This is a genomic window from Nocardia sp. CDC159 (genome assembly GCF_023740735.1).
Taxonomy (GTDB): Bacteria; Actinomycetota; Actinomycetes; order Mycobacteriales; family Mycobacteriaceae; genus Nocardia; species Nocardia pulmonis.
In genome coordinates this window covers 216,495-233,363 of record NZ_JAMRXH010000004.1, presented here as the reverse complement: position 1 = coordinate 233,363, position 16,869 = coordinate 216,495, and the positions used below count along the sequence as shown (strand labels likewise).

The following is a 16,869-nucleotide window of genomic DNA, read 5'->3' as shown; positions in this document are numbered from 1 at the left end:
GCCGGTTCACCCCGAGATCCTGATGCCGGTGTCGGTCCCCCAGAACAGCAGGGTCAGCATCATGTCGAGCACGACGATCACCACCAGGCTGGCGCGGATGGCCCGCCCGCACGCCTCGCCGACCGCCACCGGGCCGCCGACGGCGTAGAACCCCTGATAGCAGTGGATGAGCACAACCGCCGCGACGAATATCACGGCCTTCACCAGCGACAGTCCGATATCGTTGCCCGACAGATAGTTTCGGAAATAATGTTGGTAGGTCCCGGCGGTCTCGCTGTGCAGGAACTGCACGAAGATCGACGCCGAGGCGTAGCTGATGGTCAGGGAGAACACGTAGAACGGGACGATCGTGGCGACCGTCGCGATCAGCCGGGTGGTGACCACGAACGGCAGTGGCCGCACCGAAATCGCTTCCAGCGCATCGATTTCCTCGCTGATACGCATAGATCCCAGCTCCGCGGTGATCCGGCATCCGGCCTGCGCGGCGAACCCGAGCGCCACGATCATCGGGCCGATCTCGCGGGTGTTGCCGTAGGCGGACACGAATCCGGCCAGCGGACCCATGCCCACCATGTTCAGAAACATCACGCCGATGATTCCGATCGCCCCGCCGACGGCTGCCCCGATCAACAGCAGCACGATCGCCGTGCCACCGCCGACGACGATTCCGCCTGCCCCCCAAGTGATGTGGCGAATCTGCAGAGCGATCTGGCGTCGGTAGTGCAGCAGCGCGAACGGGACCGCGGCCACCGCGCCGACGGCGAAGCTCACCTGATGCCCGACCGCCTGAACCGCGCGATAGGCGGTGCCGACCGGCCGTCCGGCCATCGCGAGCGGACCGAACAGCGGCGGACGATATCTCGACGGTGTGCTCGTGGTGGCCGTCGGCGGGCCGGAGCGGTCCGGCCCGGCCTCGGGATGGGTCGGTAGGGCGGTCATCAGCCGATCCTCGGTGGGTGGAACATGCTCAACAGCTGGGTCATCAGCAGATTCAGCAGAAACGCCGTCACCATGCCGACCACGACGGCCGCGTTGACCGCATTGGCGACCCCGCGCGGCCCGCCGCGGGCGGTCAGCCCGCAGTAGCAGGCAACCGCGACCACCGCGACGCCGAAGACGACGGCCTTGCCCAGCGCGATCGCCACGTCGAGCGAGGAGGAGAACGCCGACAGCGACAACAGGAAGCTGCCCGGTGCCCCGTGCATGACGGTGACATTGATGACGAAGGTCGTCGAGATGCCGACGATCATGACCAGAATGCACAGCAGTGGTGCCACCGCGACCATCGCGGCCAGCCGTGGCGCGACCAACCGCCGCGTCGGGTCCAGGCCCATCACGCGCATGGCGTCGATCTCCTCGCGGATCGTGCGCGCCCCCAGATCCGAGGCGATCGCCGACCCGGCGGCACCGCCCAACAGCAGCGCGGCCACCATTGGCGCGGCCTGGCCGATGATCCCCAGCCCGCCGGCCGCGCCCGCGACCGAGGTCGCGCCGATCTGCGTCGTCAGTCCCGACACCTGGATGATCGTGGTGACTCCGAACGGGATCGAGATGAATACCGCCGGCGGCGCCGACACCCGCACCATGAACCATGCCTGAGTAACGAATTCGGCCCAGGAGAAGCGCAGCCCGACGATGTCGACGACGGTCCAGCGGGCGGCCGCGATCAGCATCGACACCGTCCGTCCGCACGCCTCGACGAAGGCGAACCCGGCCGTCACGAAATACCAGGCCAGCTCGAAAGCCCGCTGCCGCAGCGAGATCGGATCGGAGCCGGTGTGCGGCCCGACTTCGGGCGCACGGTCGCGCTGGGCGGCCGTCATCGCGGACTCCTCTCCCTCGAGCTCCGCTGTCCCGAGTGATAGATATGCAATAAGAGAACTATCAGAGTGTGACACGCATCTCGTTCTTCCGGATGGGTTTTCATGGAATCTAAACTCACATAAGGGCGGGAGCTACATCGCCGCAATGTGCGGAGTGCCGTGCAAGAGCGCACAGCAAGTTCTCCTGTCGACCGGCTCCGAGCTATGGAGAGCAAGAGAATAGCCAGTAACTACAGGTTCGGGGTTCAGCCTGTCGGCTGCTTCGGCCGCACCCGATACGCGGCGGAGTTCAGTTCCCGTCGTTTCATCGCCCGGATGCATTGGTGGTGCTTGCGGGCGTGGTAGGCGATCGGAAAATAGGTGAGCCGGTCCGGCAGGATCCGGTAGGCCATCCGGACCGCGGTGAAAATCGCTCGCACGCGGGTGTTTTCGCGAGGGCTCAGCTCGACGCCGAGCATGGCACGGATGCGTTCGTCCATGGCCGCCACCATGGCCAGGTACACCACTCGCAGCAGTGGACGCGCGGCGACGACGACCATCGGCCGCATCGGTGCGGGGATGCGGGAGAGCGCCTCGGGGTGAGGTAGACCGCGGCGCAGCTGGGCCAGTCCGTCCACTACGTCGGGGTGTGCCCGCAGGGTGGTTTCGATCATGGTGGTGAAGTAGGCGTCGAATTCCTCGCGGGTGGTGGGGTAGCCCCGCATCGGCACCTGCAGGATGCGGGCCAGCCGTACGTTGTCGCGCAGTAGTTCTTCTTGTTCGGCGGTGGTGAACTCGCGTCCGATCAGCAGCGGGCCCGCGTTGAGGGTGGTGATGTAGGCGGTGGCGACAACCCATTGGTAGGCACCGGGATCCAGCGCACTGATACGGCGGCCCTCGGTGTTGCGCATCTGGAGCGGTTGATGCAGCGACCGTAGTCGCCTGCCTTCCTCGATGGCCTCGAGTCCGCCGTATACCCAGCGCAGTACCGAGTCCACCGAGCGAATGCCGCGGCCGAGGGGGTCGGTGCGGGCGACCGAGTAACGGTCGACCACGTCGGCGATGATCGGGTGCATGCCCTGCATCACGAAGGCCGCTCCCTCGAGCAGCAGATAAGTCCAGTGGCCGGTCATTTCGGCGGTGAGCGACTCCGGCGAGATCAGCTCGATCGGCACACCATCGACCAGCAGCGCGGTTGTGGAGCCGGAGAATTCCGCGTGGGTGTTCATACGACCGTGGCCCCGATCTTGTTGCGCAACCGCATATCCCAGACGACCAGCCGTACCGCCATCCGGACCGCGGCCCGGGGCGTGAGGCGGTCCAGGACTCGGAATACGCTCTGCCAGCGGTCGAATCGGCGCTGCTGCTGCGCGGTCCAGGTGACGTCGAGCTTGTCGCGTAGCCGCGGTGGCAGATAACCCAGTGTCAGGAACAGATTCCAGCCACCGAACAACCATCGTATCGGGGTCGGAAGGAAGTCCAGGCGCGCAATGCCGATCAGGAACTCGCGCATGCGCTGGTCGAATTCCAGCCGGTCGAGCTGCTGATTCCAGTAGTCGTCGAAGGCTTCTCGATTCGGCGGCCACATCTCCCGCGGCACCTGCAATGTGGTCGCGAAGACCGACGCGGCCTGGTAGATGGTGTCCGGATCGTGGCGGGTGCGGCCGCGTCGTAGCCTGCGGGTGTCTTCGAATACGGCCGCCATGCAGGAGGCCACCCACAGCTGCAACGCCGGGTCGAAAGCGTTGTAGCGCACGGGGCTTTGCGGAGTCGATCGCACCTGGGCGTGGACCGCGTTGACCGCGTCCCGATAGATGCGGCGATCCTCGGCGTTGCCCGCCACCGCCACGGCGATGTAGGTAAAGGTGGTGCGGGCGCGTTTGAACGGGTGCTTGTGCAGGTTGCCGCTGTCGACCCTGCTCTCCATCACGCCGTAGGCGACCCCGGCGTTGGCCAGCTGCATGACGACATTCGCCGCGCCGTAGGCCGGTGACAGCCACGGTGTCATCTCGTCGGTGAGAAACCGCGTATCGACCGCGTCGGTTTCCCGCCGTCGCGCTCGTCGATTCAGCGGTGTCGACGCGGCATTCGAGTCGGTCGGTGATGTCTGGGGCATATCGCGTTTCCTTTTCCGGCTTCGTCGACGGGACAGGGATTTCAGGGCAGCACGTCGGTGCGCTCGGCCGCCGGATGACGAATTCGCTCCGGCAGCAGTCGATCCAGCACCCGCACCGTGCTGACCACGCGGCCGAAGCGCTTTTCGCGCGCCGACGACCAGGGCACGCCGAGTCGCGCCCGCAGTGTCGGCGCCAGCATGCCGGCCGTGGTCAGCCGCAGCAAAGCCGCGAGCGGTGTCGCGAGTCCGTTCCATACAGGCTGCGGCACAGTGAGATTCGGGGGCACCGGCATCGGCTTGCGGTCGAGTTCGAGGATCAGATCGGTGGCGGCATTGCGCTCCAGCACGGTCTCGACCGTGTGCTCGTAATAGGTCCAGAACTCCGCCCGCGTCCGCGGCACGACCCGGCCGGGAATCCGCAGGATGCCCGCGAGGTCCTGCCACTCCCGAAACAGCGCCTCCTCACGGTCGGCTTCGACGCGGTCGCCGAACGCTCGACGGACCACGGCGGGGCCGGCATAGCCGGTCGCATGCACCCAGAGATAGGCGTCGGCGTTCAACGCGTGATAGGGGCGGCCGTGCGCGTCGACCCCGGAGATGGTGCGATGCACCTCCCGCAACCGTTGCCCCTCCGCGACGGCGGCATCGGGCCCATGAAATCCGGCCACCCGCCGCGCCGAGGCGAACGTCCGCGAGATGCGTGCCCACCGATCGCTGAGGAACTCGGAATGATCGATGACTCCCGCACCGACCACGGGATGCGCCACCTCGAGCAACAGCACTGCCCGGCTGGCCAGCGCCACTCGCCAATCCACCCCCCACCGCCAGGTCGCCGAGCCGGGACCGACCGTCCGCAGCGCGGATGTCGGTGCGGGCTCGGGTTGCGTTGTGGTCACTGTCGACTCCTCTCCTTCGAAGCCGAACCGACCCCGGGATTGATAGATAAAGACTGGCTGATCTATCAACGAGTGTGACACAGGTCTCCGCGTTTTGATAGATACCCAACGAAAAGCTCTCGATATTCCCCAGGTGCGGTGAATCGACATGGCCGAAATCCGCTGCAGGACAAGATCGATACATATTCCGCGTCCGCGTTGGTAATTCAGTGAACGGATGTTCTCTGAAGGCGGAGGTATCGCCGTGGCCGACCCGACGTACGCGGTATCGCACACCCTGGCCGCCCGCGGCCCCGAGGCCGGGGGCGCGGCCCTGGACCAGGTCGTCATCCTGACCGCCTCGGCCGGGATGATCGCACTCCTGCTGCTGTGGGTGGGATATCTGCACCGCACCAGGCGGATTCACTGGCTGGGGGCGGCGGCCGATCGGCTGGGACAGCGGTTCAATCGGCCGGGCTGGGTCGCGCTGCCGGTCGCGCTGTTCCTGGGCACGATCCTGACCGCGCTGCTCGGCTTCATCTGGGATGTGAGCCTGCACATCGGCAAGGGGCGCGATCCCGGACCGCTGGCCAATCCCGCGCACTACTTCATCCTCGTCGGCCTGTTCTTCCTGTTCACCGCGGGCATGACGGCGATCGTGCTGCCGCTGGACGAGCGTCCGGGCCCGGCCGCGGTACGGATCACTCGCACCTGGTACGCACCGGTCGGCGGCATTCTGCTGGCGGCGGCCGGGTTCTACGCCCTCGTCGGCTTCCCGCTCGACGACCTCTGGCATCGGCTGTTCGGGCAGGACGTGACGCTTTGGGGCCCAACACATCTCATGCTCATCGGCGGCGCGGGCCTGTCGCTGGTCGCGGTGCTGCTGCTGGAGTTCGAGGGGCGCAACCACCGCCCCGATCCGGGTCGGCGCGACAACCGGCTGCTGTGGATGCTGCGCTGTTTCGCCTACGGCGGGCTGCTGATCGGGCTGTCGGTGTTCCCGGTGGAATACGACTTCGGCGTGCAGCAGTTCCGGCTCGTTCTGCAGCCCATGCTGTTCGTCGTCGCGGCCTCGATCGCCCTGGTCGCCGCGCGAGCCACCCTGGGCCCGTTCAGCACCCTGGTGGCGGTGGCCTTCGCGGTCGTGGTCCGCACCGTCGTGGCCTTCCTCGTCGCGGGACCGCTGATCCAGGCCCCCGCCAACGTCTTTCCGCTGTATCTGGGCGCCGCGGTGATCGTGGAGCTGCTGGCGCTGCTGCCCCTGCTACGCCGACCGCTGTGGTGGGGCGCGCTGTGCGGCTTCGCCATCGCCACGGCCGGGATGTGGCTCGAATCGCTGTGGGTGCAGCGGATGTTCGTCAACCGCTGGCCCGCCTCGATGTGGCCGGAGCTGCTGGCCATGGCGGTGCCGGTCGGCATCGCGGGCGGGGTGGTCGGCGGGCTGCTGGGCATGGTGGTACGCGGTGAGGCCCTGCCACGCAGGCCTGTTCGGCGCGGGCTGATGGTCGCCGCGGTACTGATTCTCGCGGCCGCGACCACGAACGGCCTGGTTGTCGAGGTGCCGCGCAATGCGGGCGCCACCGTCGCGCTCTCCGATGCGGGACAGTCGGACGGCGGGCGCATGGTGACCGCCGATATCCGCCTCGACCCCACCGGCCTGGTCGGCCCGGATCCGGAGTGGGTGCAGATCCTGGCCTGGCAGGGCGGTGTCGGCAACGACAGCCCGGGTCGCGGGCTGATGGTGGATCAGTTGCGGCGCGTCGACGGCGAGCACTTCGTCTCCACCACACCGGTTCCCGCATACGGCAATTGGAAGACCGTGCTGCGCATCCACGACGGCCGGACGCTGACCGCCCTGCCCATCTACATGCCCGACGATCCCGCGATCGGCGCCGAGGAAGTACCGGCTCTGGCCTCCTTCCACCGCCCGTTCACCCCCGAGATCACCGTCCTGCAGCGCGAACGCTCCTTCGACGCGCCCGGTTGGCTCTTCGCCGCGGCATCGCTGGTCGTGCTCGCGTGCAGCCTGGCCCTGATCGGTGCCCTGTCGTGGGGCGCGAGCCGGATCAACGACCGATGTCCCCGGGTGCGCGGCGCGGCACCGGATTCGGTGATCAGCCGATGACGGCCGAGCGCGTGACGGTGCTGGCGGACCACAGTCTGCTGCTGGCCGTACCGGCGTTCGCACCGGCCGTGGTGGTGGTCGCCGTGGTGCTGCTGGTCGCCCTGCGCGATCGGCGCGCGGGGGATTGCGAGGAGCACGAACAGTATTGCGCGAAGGAGGACGGGTGAGAGCACGCGCGTGGGGCGCACTGCTGGTGATCGCCGCGATCGCTGGCTGCGGAGCCGAAACATCGGGCGGCACCGACACTTCCGAGCCGGTGACGGTGCGCGTCCACATCGCCAACGGTGCGGTGACGCCGACCAACACCAGCACCGAAGCGCGGGCCGGGCGCCCGATCGTCTTGCTCGTCGACAGCGATACCACCGAGGAACTGCATGTGCACTCCGCACCCGAGCACACCTTCCGGATCGAGGCCGCCCCGAACCAGCGGTTCGAATTCACCGTGACCGTCCCGGGCCGGGCCGATGTCGAACTGCATCACGCCCGGCGCACCGTCACGACCCTGCTGGTGCGCCCGTGACCGAGGTCGTCCGCGCGCACGGCCTGGGCGGTGCGGCCGATCTGCCGATTCCCCTGTCCTACGCCCTGATCGGCGGTTCGTGGGCGCTGACCTTCTCGGTCGCGATCCTGTTCCTGTTCTGGCGCACGCCGCGGCTGCGTCCGGACGCTCCCGGTCGGCCCCTGCCCGCGGGATTGCGCCGTGTCATCGATGCGCGGGGCACGCGGATCGCGGTGGCCGCGATCAGTGTGGCCGCGACGGTGGGTCTGCTCGTCGGGGCGGGTCTCGGTCCGAGTGACGCGCAGCGAAATCCGGTGCCGGGCATCGTCTACATCTACGTGTGGGTCGGGGTGATGATGGCCTCGATGGCGTTGGGGCCGGTGTGGAAATTCCTGTCTCCGCCGCGGGCGCTGCACCGCCTGTCGGGGCACGGCGCGGGACGACTGCGCTATCCGGACTCGTGGGGGCTGTGGCCGGGGGCGGCCGGACTCTTCTCGTTCGCCTGGCTGGAGCTCGCCTCGCCGGAGCCGAGTTCGGTTGTGGCCGTGGCCGTCTGGGTGCTCGGCTATCTCGTCGTCAGCACCGGCGGCCTGCTGCTGTTCGGCCCGATCTGGGCCGAGCGCGCCGATCCGCTCGAGGTGTACAGCAGCCTGCTGGGCCGACTGAGCCCGCTCGCGCGGGACGGCAACGGCGATTTCGTGCTGCGCTCGCCGCTGCACAACCTCGCCGGCACCCCGGCCCTGCCCGGTTCGGCGGCGGTGGCGGCCACGCTGCTCGGATCGACACTGTTCGACAGCTTCTCCGCCTCGCCGGCCTGGCGCGCCCTCGCCGACGGCGTCGGCGAGGGCGCGGCGCTCGCCACTCTCGTCCGCACCGTGGGACTGTTCACCTTCATCACGGTTGTCTATCTCGTCTTCCGCACCGCGGCCCGCGCGGCCGGAGGACTCGAACCGAGCGAACGCGCCCAGCTGCCGAATCGGCTGGCGCACAGCCTCACTCCGATCGTCGCGGGCTATCTCATCGCCCACTATCTGACCTTCCTGGTCGAGAAGGGGCAGGCGACGCTGGGGCTCGAGGTGCGCTACGTGCTCTCCACCCACCCCGCCCTGCTCGGCAGCATCAAGGTCCTGGCCGTGCTGACCGGTCACATCCTCGGCGTGGCCGCCGCGCACGACCGCAGCCTGCGGCTGCTCTCCCCCGCCCACCGGCTCACCGGACAGCTGGCCCTGATGCTCGCCATGGTCGCGATCACCTTCAGCGGCCTGTACCTGCTGTTCGAGGCGTAGCGCTAGTCGCGCAACAGCGCCTCGAAGGCGATGCGGTCGCCGCGGTAGAGCGAACGCACCCGCTCGATGGGGCGACCGCCGGAATCGACGGTGCGGCGGTGCAACAGGATCATCGGCAGCGCCGTACTGCATTCCAGCAGCGCCGCCTCGCGCGGGGAGGCCAGTACGGTCTCGATGCGCTCGCGGGCGGAGCCGAACACCACCCCCGCCGCGCGAATGGCCGCGTACAGCGAGGTGGTCGGATCATAGCCGCCGCGCAATCCGCCGAATCGTTCCCGGCTCAGGAACGTGCTTTCCAGGCCGATCTTCTCGCCGTCGGCGAGCAGGATGCGCTCGAGATGCATGACCGGCACGCCGACCTCGACATCCAGCGCGGCGGCGGTGTCGCCGTCGGCGGGCACATCCGCCCAGCCGACCAGCACCCGCCCCGGCTTGCGGCCCAGGCTCAGCGCCGCCTCGGTATAGGACCGCAGCGACAGCGGCTGCACCATCTTCGGCCGCGAGACCACCGTGCCCCGACCCTGGCGGCGAATTCGCCCCTCCACCAGCAGATCTCGCAGGGCCTGCCGCACGGTCTCGCGCGCCACCTCGAACCGGCCCGCGAGTTCGCGCTCGGAGGGCACCGGATCGCCCTCGGCCAGTTCGTCGATGATGCGCTCGATCTGCGTGCGCACCCGATACGCCTTCGGCAGCCGCGTCACCTCCATGGCGGACAGCGTACCCGAGATTGGTCTATACCAATTGTTAACCCAGCGTTGGCATACCGCACACCCGTCGGTCTAGACCATTGCCCATGCTGCTGCCCATGCGTTTGGTCATCATCGGCGGCGGGATCCTCGGCACCGCGCACGCCTTCGCGGCGATCGGCCGCGGCCACGAGGTCGTGCAGGTGGAGCGCGAGACCGAGGCGCGTGGCGCCACCGTCCGCAATTTCGGTCTGGTGTGGGTATCGGGCCGCAGCGCAGGGGAATTGGCGATCACACTGCGCTCGCGCCGGATCTGGGAGGAGATCGGCGGCCGGGTGCCGGGCGTCGGTTTCCGCCCGGCCGGATCGATCACGCTGGTGCGCACCGAGGCCGAACTGGCCGTCGCCGAGGCGGCCGCGGCCGGGTCGAGCGCCGCCGAGCGCGGTTTCGAACTGCTCGATCCGGATCGGGTGCGGGCGATCAATCCGGCGCTGCGCGGCAAATTCCTTGCGGGCCTGCACTGTTCGACCGATGCGGCGGTGGAGTCGCGCCAGGCCATGCCCGCCCTGCGCGCGTATATGGAGGCCACCGGCCGCTACAGCTTCTATGCCGGGGCCGAGGCCCGCACGATCACCGGCACCACCGTGATCGACGATCGGGGCCGCCGCTTCGAGGGCGATCGGGTGCTGGTCTGTCCGGGCGCGGCGCATTCGGGGCTGACCCGGGAGCTGGTCGGCGACCTCCCCGTTCGCCGGGTGCGCCTGCAGATGATGCAGACCGCCCCGCTGGGCGAGGCGCTGACCACCGCCATCGCCGACGGCGACAGCTTCCGCTACTATCCGGGCTTCGCCGGCCCGGCGCTCGAACATCTGAATCGCGAACAGGCCCAGACCTTCACCGCCGCCCGGCACCGGATGCAGCTGCTGTGCGTGCAGCGCCTGCACGGCGGGCTGACCATCGGCGACACCCACGAGTACGACGAACCGTTCGCCTTCGACGTCGACGAGGCCCCCTACGAACACCTCACCGCCGTCACCGAGGAACTGCTGGGCCGCCGGCTCCCCCGGATCGTGCGCCGCTGGGCCGGGGTCTACAGCCAGAGCATCGACCCCGCCGCGATCGTGACCCGCGCCCGGGCCGCCGACAACGTCTGGGTGATCACCGGCCCGGGCGGTCGCGGCATGACGCTCGGACCCGCCCTCGGCGAGGAAACCGCCGACCTGCTCGACCTCTGAGAGGAAACCCCTTGTCCGACTACCAGATCGAGCTGGCCGTGCTGGACATGGCCGGAACCACCGTCGCCGACGGCGGGCTGGTGCTGCGGGCCTTCGACGCCGCCGCGACGGCCGCCGGGCTGCCGGAGACGGGCCCCGAGCGCGAGGGCGCCCGCGCCTACGTGCTGGACACCATGGGGCAGTCCAAGATCACGGTCTTTCGTGCCCTGTTCGGCGACGAGAACCGCGCGCAGCTGGCCAACCGCACCTTCGAGGCCGCCTACGACGACTTCGCCGCCGAGGCCACCGCGATCGCGGGTGCGGCCGAGGCGATCACGGCGCTGCGCACGGCCGGGATCAAGGTCGCGCTCACCACCGGGTTCAGCCGCGGCACCCAGGGCAAGCTGCTGAATGCCCTGGGCTGGAACGATATCGCCGATCTCACCCTCTCCCCCGCCGAGGCCGGTCGCGGCCGCCCGTATCCGGATCTCGTCCTGACCGCACTGCTGCGCCTGCGCGTCGACGCCGTCGAACGGGTGGCCGTGCTCGGCGACACCACCAGCGATATCGCGAGCGGCCGCGCGGCGGGCGCGAGCGTCGTCGCCGGAACCCTGACCGGTGCGCACACCGAGGAACGGCTGCGCGCCGCCGGAGCGACCCACATCGTGGCATCGGTCCGCGAATTCGCCGACCTCCTGCTGAAGTAACCCCACCGCACCCGACGAAAGTTGCAGTAACCGTGCGCATTTCGACCATCCGCGTGGCACGCGCCACCGTTGCCGTCGCCTCGGCCGCCGCCCTGGCCCTGACCGCCGCCGCCTGCGGCGGCACCGGCACCGCCACCTCCGACGGCAAATCCGTGACAGTGTATTCCGCCGACGGTCTCGGCTCCTGGTACAAGACCCAGTTCGCGAAGTTCGAGGCGCGGACCGGAATCGCGGTGAACCTGGTCGAGGCCGGGTCGGGCGAGGTGGTCAATCGGGTCGACAAGGAACAGTCCAATCCGCAGGCCGATATCGTGGTCACGCTGCCGCCGTTCATCCAGAAGGCCGATCGCTCCGGCCTACTGCGGGACAGTGGCGTGGACACCGCCGCGATCGCCGAGACCGACAAGGATCCGGGCGGCAAGTACGTGACACTGGCCGGAAACCACCTCTGCTTCATCGCCAATCCCGCGGTCGACAGCACCAAATCGACCTGGGACGATCTGCTGAAGCCCGAGTTGAAGGGCAAGATCCAGTACTCCACCCCGGGCCAGGCCGGGGACGGCACGGCCGTGCTGATCCTGCTGCAGCAGCTCTACGGTAAGCAGGGCGCGCTGGACTACCTGACCAAGCTGCAGGCCAACAATGTCGGCCCGTCCTCCTCCACCGGCAAGCTGCAACCCAAGGTGGACAACGGTGAACTGCTGGTCGCCAACGGCGATATCCAGATGAACCTGGCCAGCATCAAGGACAAGGGCTCGAAGTTCCAACTGTTCTTCCCGGCCACCGCCGACGGCAAGCGCAGCACGGTCGCCGTCCCGTACGTGATGGGGCTGGCAAAGGGTGCGCCGCATCGGGATTCGGCGAAGCGGCTCATGGAATTCCTGCTCTCGGCCGAGGTGCAGCAGACCCTCGGCCCGGACGCGATGGCGGTCCCGGTCCGCACGGATCTGAAGGATGCCGCCGCCCCGGCGGGCACCATGTCGCCCGCGGCCTACCTCGCGGGCGTGAACGTCGTGCACCCGGACTGGAACAGGGTGCTCGACGAGCTGGACGGCGATATCGCCGCCTATCAGAAGGCCACCGGTAGCTGACCCGAAATCCCCAGGAGCGCAACCATGTCCGCACCGAAGACCGCCGTCTCGGTCACCGGCATCGCCGATGCCGAGCCCGCCATCGTATTCGACCGGGTCGGCGTCCGATACGGGCGCGGCCGCCGGGCCACCGCGGCGCTGATCGACTTCACCCTGCGGGTGGCCGCGGGTGAGACCGTTGCGCTGCTGGGGCCCAGCGGTTCCGGCAAGTCGACCGCTCTGAAGGCACTGGCCGGATTCGTCCGACCCACCTCGGGCACCGTCCGGCTGTCCGGTCGCGATGTCACCGACCTGTCCCCGGCCGCGCGCGGCATCGGCGTGGTGGTGCAGTCCTATGCGCTGTTCCCGCATATGCGGGTGCACGACAATGTCGCCTTCGGCCTGAGGGCCCATCGGGTGCCGCGCAGGGCGATCGGCGACCGCGTCACCGAGGCGCTGGAGATGGTCGGCATGGCCGATTACGCCGGACGACTCCCTCGCGAGCTGTCGGGCGGTCAGCAGCAGCGCGTGGCCATTGCCCGCGCCCTGGCCATCCGGCCCCGGGTCCTGCTGCTGGACGAGCCGCTGGCCGCGCTGGACGCCCAGTTGCGCCAGGCCATGCTCACCGAACTGCAGCAGTTGCGCAACGCGCTGCCCGACACCGCGATGCTGTACGTCACCCACGACCAGGCCGAGGCGCTGGCCCTGGCCGACCGCATCGCGGTCATGCGCGACGCCCGCCTGGTCGATATCGATACCGCGGAAAATCTCTGGCGGCGTCCGCCGAGCTCGTTCACCGCCGCCTTCCTCGGCGGCGCGAATCTGCTGCCGTGCACGGTCAACCGCGTCTCCGGCACGGCCGCCCTGGTGACGGTGGGCGCCCGCACGCTGCGCGCGCAGGCGCCGACACCCGGTGTGGGCCAACTGGATTGGGCGCCCGACGACCAGGGCCTGCTCTGTATCCGCCCACACACCCTGCGGATCGGCGCCACCACCGAGCGCGACGCCATACCCGCCACGGTCGTGTCCGCGGTCTGGCGCGGGTCCACCACCCGCCTCGAACTGGATGTGAACGGCCTGCCCACCGGCCTGACCGCCGATGTGCCCGGGCACGCGGACCCGGCCGTCGGCGCGGTGGTGGGCGTCCGTTTCCCGGATCCAGCGGGCGTATTGATCCCGGCCGCCGTCGGGGAGGTGCGGGCGTGAGCGTCCCCACCTGCCGATCCTGGCACGCCACGACTCCGTCCTGGCGGCGCGCCTTCCGCCGGGATCTCGGCCGATTCCGGTGGAAGGCACGCCGGAAAGACAGCGGGGGTGGTCGGGCATGAGCGTCGCGACGATTGACGAGCCGAAGGTCGGCGAGCCACCGGAACGTCCTGCCACACGGGGTAATTGGCGTCCGATCTTGTGGTCGCTGCCGCCGCTGCTGGTGGTCGCGTTCATCGCCGGATATCCGATCATGCGGGTACTGCTCGAGTCCTCGGACACCGGTTCCGGGCGCGGCACCGCGGTGTGGTCGCGAGTGCTCGCCTCGCAGGCGTTCCGGGATGCGTTGTGGCACACGGTGTCCATTGCCGCGGCTTCGACCCTCGGCTGCCTGGTGCTGGGCACCTTCGTGGCGGTGGTGCTGGCGTTCGTGCCGTTTCCCGGTTCGGGGGTGGTGGGGCGGCTCATCGATACCGTGCTCACGCTGCCGTCGTTTCTGATCACGCTCGCCTTCACGTTCCTCTACGGCACCGCCGGGGCGGTGCAGGCATTGCTCGCGCGAATCACCGGAACCGACTCCCCCACAGTCAATTTCCTCACCACCCCGACCGGCGTCATCCTGGCCGAGATCACCTACTTCACCCCGTTCGTGGTGCGGCCGCTGCTGGCGGCCTTCGCGCAGTTGCCGCGCGAGCAGCTGGACGTGGCCGCCAGTCTGGGCGCGTCGCCGTGGCGGGTGCTGCGGCAGGTGGTGTTGCCCGAGGCGTGGCCCGCACTGGCGGCGGGCGGGAGCCTGGTATTGCTGTTGACGCTCAACGAGTTCGGCATCGTGCTGTTCACCGGGGCCAAGGGCGTCATCACGCTGCCCGCGCTCATCTATACCCGCGGCATCGTCACCTTCGATCTGCCGGGCGCGGCGGTGCTCGCCTCGGTGCAGGTGGTGCTGTCGCTGACGCTGTACCTCTCGTACCGGCTGATCTTCGCCTGGTTCACCAGGATTCGAAAGGAGGGCTGAGCCGTGCTGGTGTGGACTCGGGCAGGGCGCGCGCTGGTGCTGGGCGCCTTCGCGCTCGTCGTGCTGATCGTCTTCGCCGCGCCGATCGCGACCGTCGTCGCGGCCGCGCTGGCGGGGCGATGGACCGGACCGCTGCCCTCGGACCTCGGATTTGCGAATTTCGGCCACGTCCTGTCCGGTGCGGACGCGGCCAGTCTGGCGGTGAGCCTGCAGACCGCGCTACTGGCCGGGGCCGCCGCACTGGTACTGGGCACGTGGGCGGCGCTCGCGGCGCGGGAGGCGCCCGGCTGGTGGCGGCGGATCACCGATGCGGTATTCCACCTGCCCGTCGCGGTCCCGTCGGTGGCCATCGGCCTCGGTGTGCTGATCGCCTTCAACGAGCGCCCGCTGCTCCTGGGCGGCACGAAATGGATTGTGATCGTGGCGCATTCGGTGCTGGTGCTGGCCTACGCCTGCAGCACGGTCTCGGCCGCGCTGGACCGGCTCGATCCGGCCTACCGCCAGGTCGCCGAATCGTTGGGCGCGGGACCGGTGCGAGTGCTCCTGCGCATCACGCTACCGCTGCTGCTACCCGCCCTGGGCGCGGCCGCGGGCCTGGCGATCGCGCTGTCGATGGGCGAGCTGGGCGCCACCGTCATCGTCTACCCCGCAACCTGGAAGACCTTGCCGATCACCATCTTCGCCGCAACCGACCGCGGCGAGGTCTTCGACGCGGCAGCCGGAACCACCCTCTTGGCCGCGGTCACCCTCATCGCGCTGCTGATCCTGGGAAGGCTGCGCGGCCGCGCGGTCGAGCGCTGAGTAATCAGCCAGGCGCGCGCTCGATCCTATTGTTCGCGCCTGGAGAACGAACGGGCGTGCCGCGCCAGTCGACCACGCGGCACGCCGGGCGGGGCGCCCCGTTGCGCCCGCCGTCTCGGCGGGCGACGTCCCGGCCCGATGCGCCACTGGCCGTATAGCGCTTACTCGGGCGACGTCACCGATGGAGCAATGACCAGTGGGTCAATGCGTCGGGGCCCAGAATCACTGCTCCGGTAACCGGCGGCGGCCACCGGCCACGTCGATTACGAGATCAGTGTAACCGTCGACGAGTTCGGCCAAGTGATACCAGTGTTTATGGGTGTTGTCGCTGCGCGCGCCGTGGACATCAATGGCCTGATTGGCATCGACCCAGCTCCGGGCCATGCGATCGACCACCGCACCAAGACTTTCGGTATGCAGCGACGCCCCGTTCCGATGCTGGGGCAGCTCCTGCTCCACCCAATCGTTGATGTCGTCGACGAGTTCCCCCCGTCGGCAATCGATCTCGGCGATCATGATCGGGTCGCGCATCTGCGCCCGGCGAGTATGCAATTCGGCGAGCGCGCGTGCGGAACGCAGCAGCGCCCGATCCTGGAATCGACGGCCTTGAAAAGCACAGAGCAATTGCGGAGCAGTCGGCAGTACACCGGCTATCGACATGGTGGTCATCGCCGCTCCCCGCGTGTACCCGACTGCAACACTAATCGCACCAACATGATTGGTCTCCGGGTTCAGATGTACCGCTCTTCGGATCGGTGGCCCACAACTAGGCTAGCTCGGATCATGCTCTTACAAATGCAAGAACGCAAGATTGCGACCGCATTGCGGTGGTAAATGTCCCCTTACCGCACATCAGAACCGGACAAGCCCGTCCAACAGGACTTTTCCTACCGGTCGGTGCGCCAACTGGCGCACCGAGACAGGGTCAGTTCTGTGGCCGTCCGACGTTCTCCGCGAACCGGCCGCTGACATTGCCGGGCGGAACGAAGCGGGCCACCACGAAGGTGCTGGGCCGGGAGAAGATGGTGCCCGCCGGGCAGGATGCGATGCCGACGGCCAGCCGGGTACTGCCCTTCCAGACCACCTGAGTGAAATGCCCGGTCTTCGGAGAGAATCCGGGATTGTTGTAGTCGTAGTCCTTCGCCTCGGCCATCCAGCTGTCGACCGCTTGCTGGAAGGTGCGCTCACCGGTCCCCGCGTAGAGGTTCTCGCCGTAGCGGCCGTTCGAGGCCGAATGCTCGAACTTGCAGGCTCGGGCGTATTGCACCGCGCTCGCGGCGGCGTCGGCGTCCCACACCATCGGCGACGCCCCGTAGCGCGCCCGTGCCGCGTTCACCACGGAAAGCATCTGCTCCTCGGACGTCGCCGCACCGGCCGGGGCGCTGCCCACCACCGGCGCCATTGCGAGAACAGCGAGGGCACCGGCAACCGTCGACCTCAGCGTCTTCATCGAATTTCCTTCCGAAT

18 protein-coding genes are annotated in these 16,869 nt (G+C 68.7%); 10 read left to right on the top strand and 8 right to left on the bottom strand.

Annotated elements, in window-relative coordinates; translation table 11 throughout:
- Positions 1 to 6: 6 nt before the first annotated feature.
- The 5 genes from NDR87_RS11035 to NDR87_RS11015 form a co-directional block, all read right to left on the bottom strand.
- The gene (locus tag NDR87_RS11035) at positions 7 to 828 is read right to left on the bottom strand and encodes an ABC transporter permease (protein WP_372494146.1); all 822 of its coding nucleotides are present in this window, start codon (positions 826 to 828) and stop codon (positions 7 to 9) included.
- A 110-nt stretch (positions 829 to 938) separates the two neighbouring features.
- Positions 939 to 1,823 (bottom strand): ABC transporter permease, encoded by an 885-nt coding sequence (locus NDR87_RS11030; RefSeq protein WP_251911199.1) that lies wholly within the window; start codon positions 1,821 to 1,823, stop codon positions 939 to 941.
- Positions 1,824 to 2,068: 245 nt separating this feature from the next.
- Entirely contained in the window at positions 2,069 to 3,031 is a 963-nt protein-coding gene (locus tag NDR87_RS11025) for an oxygenase MpaB family protein (RefSeq protein ID WP_251911197.1), read from the bottom strand.
- The gene (locus NDR87_RS11020; protein WP_372494136.1) at positions 3,028 to 3,918 is read right to left on the bottom strand and encodes an oxygenase MpaB family protein; all 891 of its coding nucleotides are present in this window, start codon (positions 3,916 to 3,918) and stop codon (positions 3,028 to 3,030) included. Before NDR87_RS11020 ends, NDR87_RS11025 begins: the two co-directional genes overlap by 4 nt.
- 41 nt (positions 3,919 to 3,959) lie before the next feature.
- The gene (locus NDR87_RS11015) at positions 3,960 to 4,814 is read right to left on the bottom strand and encodes an oxygenase MpaB family protein (protein WP_251911193.1); all 855 of its coding nucleotides are present in this window, start codon (positions 4,812 to 4,814) and stop codon (positions 3,960 to 3,962) included.
- 217 nt (positions 4,815 to 5,031) lie between these two features.
- Here NDR87_RS11015 and NDR87_RS11010 point away from each other — a divergent pair, with 217 nt between their 5' ends.
- From NDR87_RS11010 to NDR87_RS10995, 4 genes are read left to right on the top strand one after another with little or no spacing between them, the layout of a single operon-like run.
- A complete protein-coding gene (locus NDR87_RS11010; protein WP_372494135.1) occupies positions 5,032 to 6,918 on the top strand; it encodes a hypothetical protein in 1,887 nt (628 codons plus the stop codon).
- Positions 6,915 to 7,085: a hypothetical protein gene (locus tag NDR87_RS11005; RefSeq protein WP_251911190.1), complete on the top strand. Its 171-nt coding sequence runs from the start codon at positions 6,915 to 6,917 to the stop codon at positions 7,083 to 7,085. The genes NDR87_RS11010 and NDR87_RS11005 overlap by 4 nt, the downstream gene beginning before the upstream one ends.
- The gene (locus NDR87_RS11000) at positions 7,082 to 7,438 is read left to right on the top strand and encodes a hypothetical protein (protein ID WP_251911187.1); all 357 of its coding nucleotides are present in this window, start codon (positions 7,082 to 7,084) and stop codon (positions 7,436 to 7,438) included. The genes NDR87_RS11005 and NDR87_RS11000 overlap by 4 nt, the downstream gene beginning before the upstream one ends.
- Positions 7,435 to 8,703: a hypothetical protein gene (locus tag NDR87_RS10995; RefSeq protein ID WP_251911185.1), complete on the top strand. Its 1,269-nt coding sequence runs from the start codon at positions 7,435 to 7,437 to the stop codon at positions 8,701 to 8,703. The genes NDR87_RS11000 and NDR87_RS10995 overlap by 4 nt, the downstream gene beginning before the upstream one ends.
- A 2-nt stretch (positions 8,704 to 8,705) precedes the next feature.
- Here the strand turns inward: NDR87_RS10995 and NDR87_RS10990 are convergent, their stop codons facing one another.
- On the bottom strand, positions 8,706 to 9,410 hold the full coding sequence (locus NDR87_RS10990; protein WP_251911182.1) for a GntR family transcriptional regulator: 705 nt from the start codon (positions 9,408 to 9,410) through the stop codon (positions 8,706 to 8,708).
- A gap of 98 nt (positions 9,411 to 9,508) precedes the next feature.
- On the opposite strand from NDR87_RS10990, the gene NDR87_RS10985 reads away from it, so the two are divergent.
- The 6 genes from NDR87_RS10985 to NDR87_RS10960 all read left to right on the top strand — a co-directional run bounded on the left by NDR87_RS10985 (position 9,509) and on the right by NDR87_RS10960 (position 15,402).
- Positions 9,509 to 10,624 (top strand): TIGR03364 family FAD-dependent oxidoreductase, encoded by a 1,116-nt coding sequence (locus tag NDR87_RS10985; protein WP_251911180.1) that lies wholly within the window; start codon positions 9,509 to 9,511, stop codon positions 10,622 to 10,624.
- An 11-nt stretch (positions 10,625 to 10,635) separates the two neighbouring features.
- Positions 10,636 to 11,310, top strand: a complete 675-nt coding sequence (locus tag NDR87_RS10980) for a phosphonatase-like hydrolase (protein WP_372494134.1) — start codon at positions 10,636 to 10,638, stop codon at positions 11,308 to 11,310.
- A 32-nt stretch (positions 11,311 to 11,342) separates the two neighbouring features.
- Positions 11,343 to 12,401 carry a 2-aminoethylphosphonate ABC transporter substrate-binding protein gene (locus tag NDR87_RS10975; RefSeq protein WP_372494133.1) on the top strand — a complete coding sequence of 353 codons (1,059 nt, stop codon included), beginning with the start codon at positions 11,343 to 11,345 and terminating at the stop codon, positions 12,399 to 12,401.
- Between the two features lie 24 nt (positions 12,402 to 12,425).
- Entirely contained in the window at positions 12,426 to 13,586 is a 1,161-nt protein-coding gene (locus NDR87_RS10970) for an ABC transporter ATP-binding protein (protein WP_251911178.1), read from the top strand.
- Between the two features lie 118 nt (positions 13,587 to 13,704).
- Positions 13,705 to 14,601 carry a 2-aminoethylphosphonate ABC transporter permease subunit gene (locus NDR87_RS10965; RefSeq protein ID WP_251911177.1) on the top strand — a complete coding sequence of 299 codons (897 nt, stop codon included), beginning with the start codon at positions 13,705 to 13,707 and terminating at the stop codon, positions 14,599 to 14,601.
- Between the two features lie 3 nt (positions 14,602 to 14,604).
- The gene (locus NDR87_RS10960; protein WP_251911176.1) at positions 14,605 to 15,402 is read left to right on the top strand and encodes an ABC transporter permease subunit; all 798 of its coding nucleotides are present in this window, start codon (positions 14,605 to 14,607) and stop codon (positions 15,400 to 15,402) included.
- Positions 15,403 to 15,624: 222 nt separating this feature from the next.
- Here NDR87_RS10960 and NDR87_RS10955 read toward each other — a convergent pair whose 3' ends face one another.
- Both NDR87_RS10955 and NDR87_RS10950 read right to left on the bottom strand, forming a co-directional pair.
- Complete coding sequence (locus tag NDR87_RS10955) at positions 15,625 to 15,984, bottom strand: DUF4254 domain-containing protein (RefSeq protein ID WP_251911832.1); 360 nt, start codon at positions 15,982 to 15,984, stop codon at positions 15,625 to 15,627.
- Between the two features lie 343 nt (positions 15,985 to 16,327).
- Positions 16,328 to 16,852 (bottom strand): CAP family protein, encoded by a 525-nt coding sequence (locus tag NDR87_RS10950; protein WP_251911175.1) that lies wholly within the window; start codon positions 16,850 to 16,852, stop codon positions 16,328 to 16,330.
- Positions 16,853 to 16,869: the final 17 nt, after the last annotated feature.

What these genes read in the sequence shown, in the direction of transcription:
- NDR87_RS10965 (WP_251911177.1), top strand. Translation starts at nt 13,705, where the DNA reads ATGAGCGTCGCGACGATTGACGAGCCGAAGGTCGGCGAGCCACCGGAA.
- NDR87_RS11010 (WP_372494135.1), top strand. Translation starts at nt 5,032, where the DNA reads ATGTTCTCTGAAGGCGGAGGTATCGCCGTGGCCGACCCGACGTACGCG.
- NDR87_RS10950 (WP_251911175.1), bottom strand. Translation starts at nt 16,852, where the DNA reads ATGAAGACGCTGAGGTCGACGGTTGCCGGTGCCCTCGCTGTTCTCGCA.
- NDR87_RS11035 (WP_372494146.1), bottom strand. Translation starts at nt 828, where the DNA reads ATGGCCGGACGGCCGGTCGGCACCGCCTATCGCGCGGTTCAGGCGGTC.
- NDR87_RS10985 (WP_251911180.1), top strand. Translation starts at nt 9,509, where the DNA reads ATGCGTTTGGTCATCATCGGCGGCGGGATCCTCGGCACCGCGCACGCC.
- NDR87_RS11020 (WP_372494136.1), bottom strand. Translation starts at nt 3,918, where the DNA reads ATGCCCCAGACATCACCGACCGACTCGAATGCCGCGTCGACACCGCTG.
- NDR87_RS10990 (WP_251911182.1), bottom strand. Translation starts at nt 9,410, where the DNA reads ATGGAGGTGACGCGGCTGCCGAAGGCGTATCGGGTGCGCACGCAGATC.
- NDR87_RS11025 (WP_251911197.1), bottom strand. Translation starts at nt 3,031, where the DNA reads ATGAACACCCACGCGGAATTCTCCGGCTCCACAACCGCGCTGCTGGTC.
- NDR87_RS11005 (WP_251911190.1), top strand. Translation starts at nt 6,915, where the DNA reads ATGACGGCCGAGCGCGTGACGGTGCTGGCGGACCACAGTCTGCTGCTG.
- NDR87_RS11030 (WP_251911199.1), bottom strand. Translation starts at nt 1,823, where the DNA reads ATGACGGCCGCCCAGCGCGACCGTGCGCCCGAAGTCGGGCCGCACACC.
- NDR87_RS10970 (WP_251911178.1), top strand. Translation starts at nt 12,426, where the DNA reads ATGTCCGCACCGAAGACCGCCGTCTCGGTCACCGGCATCGCCGATGCC.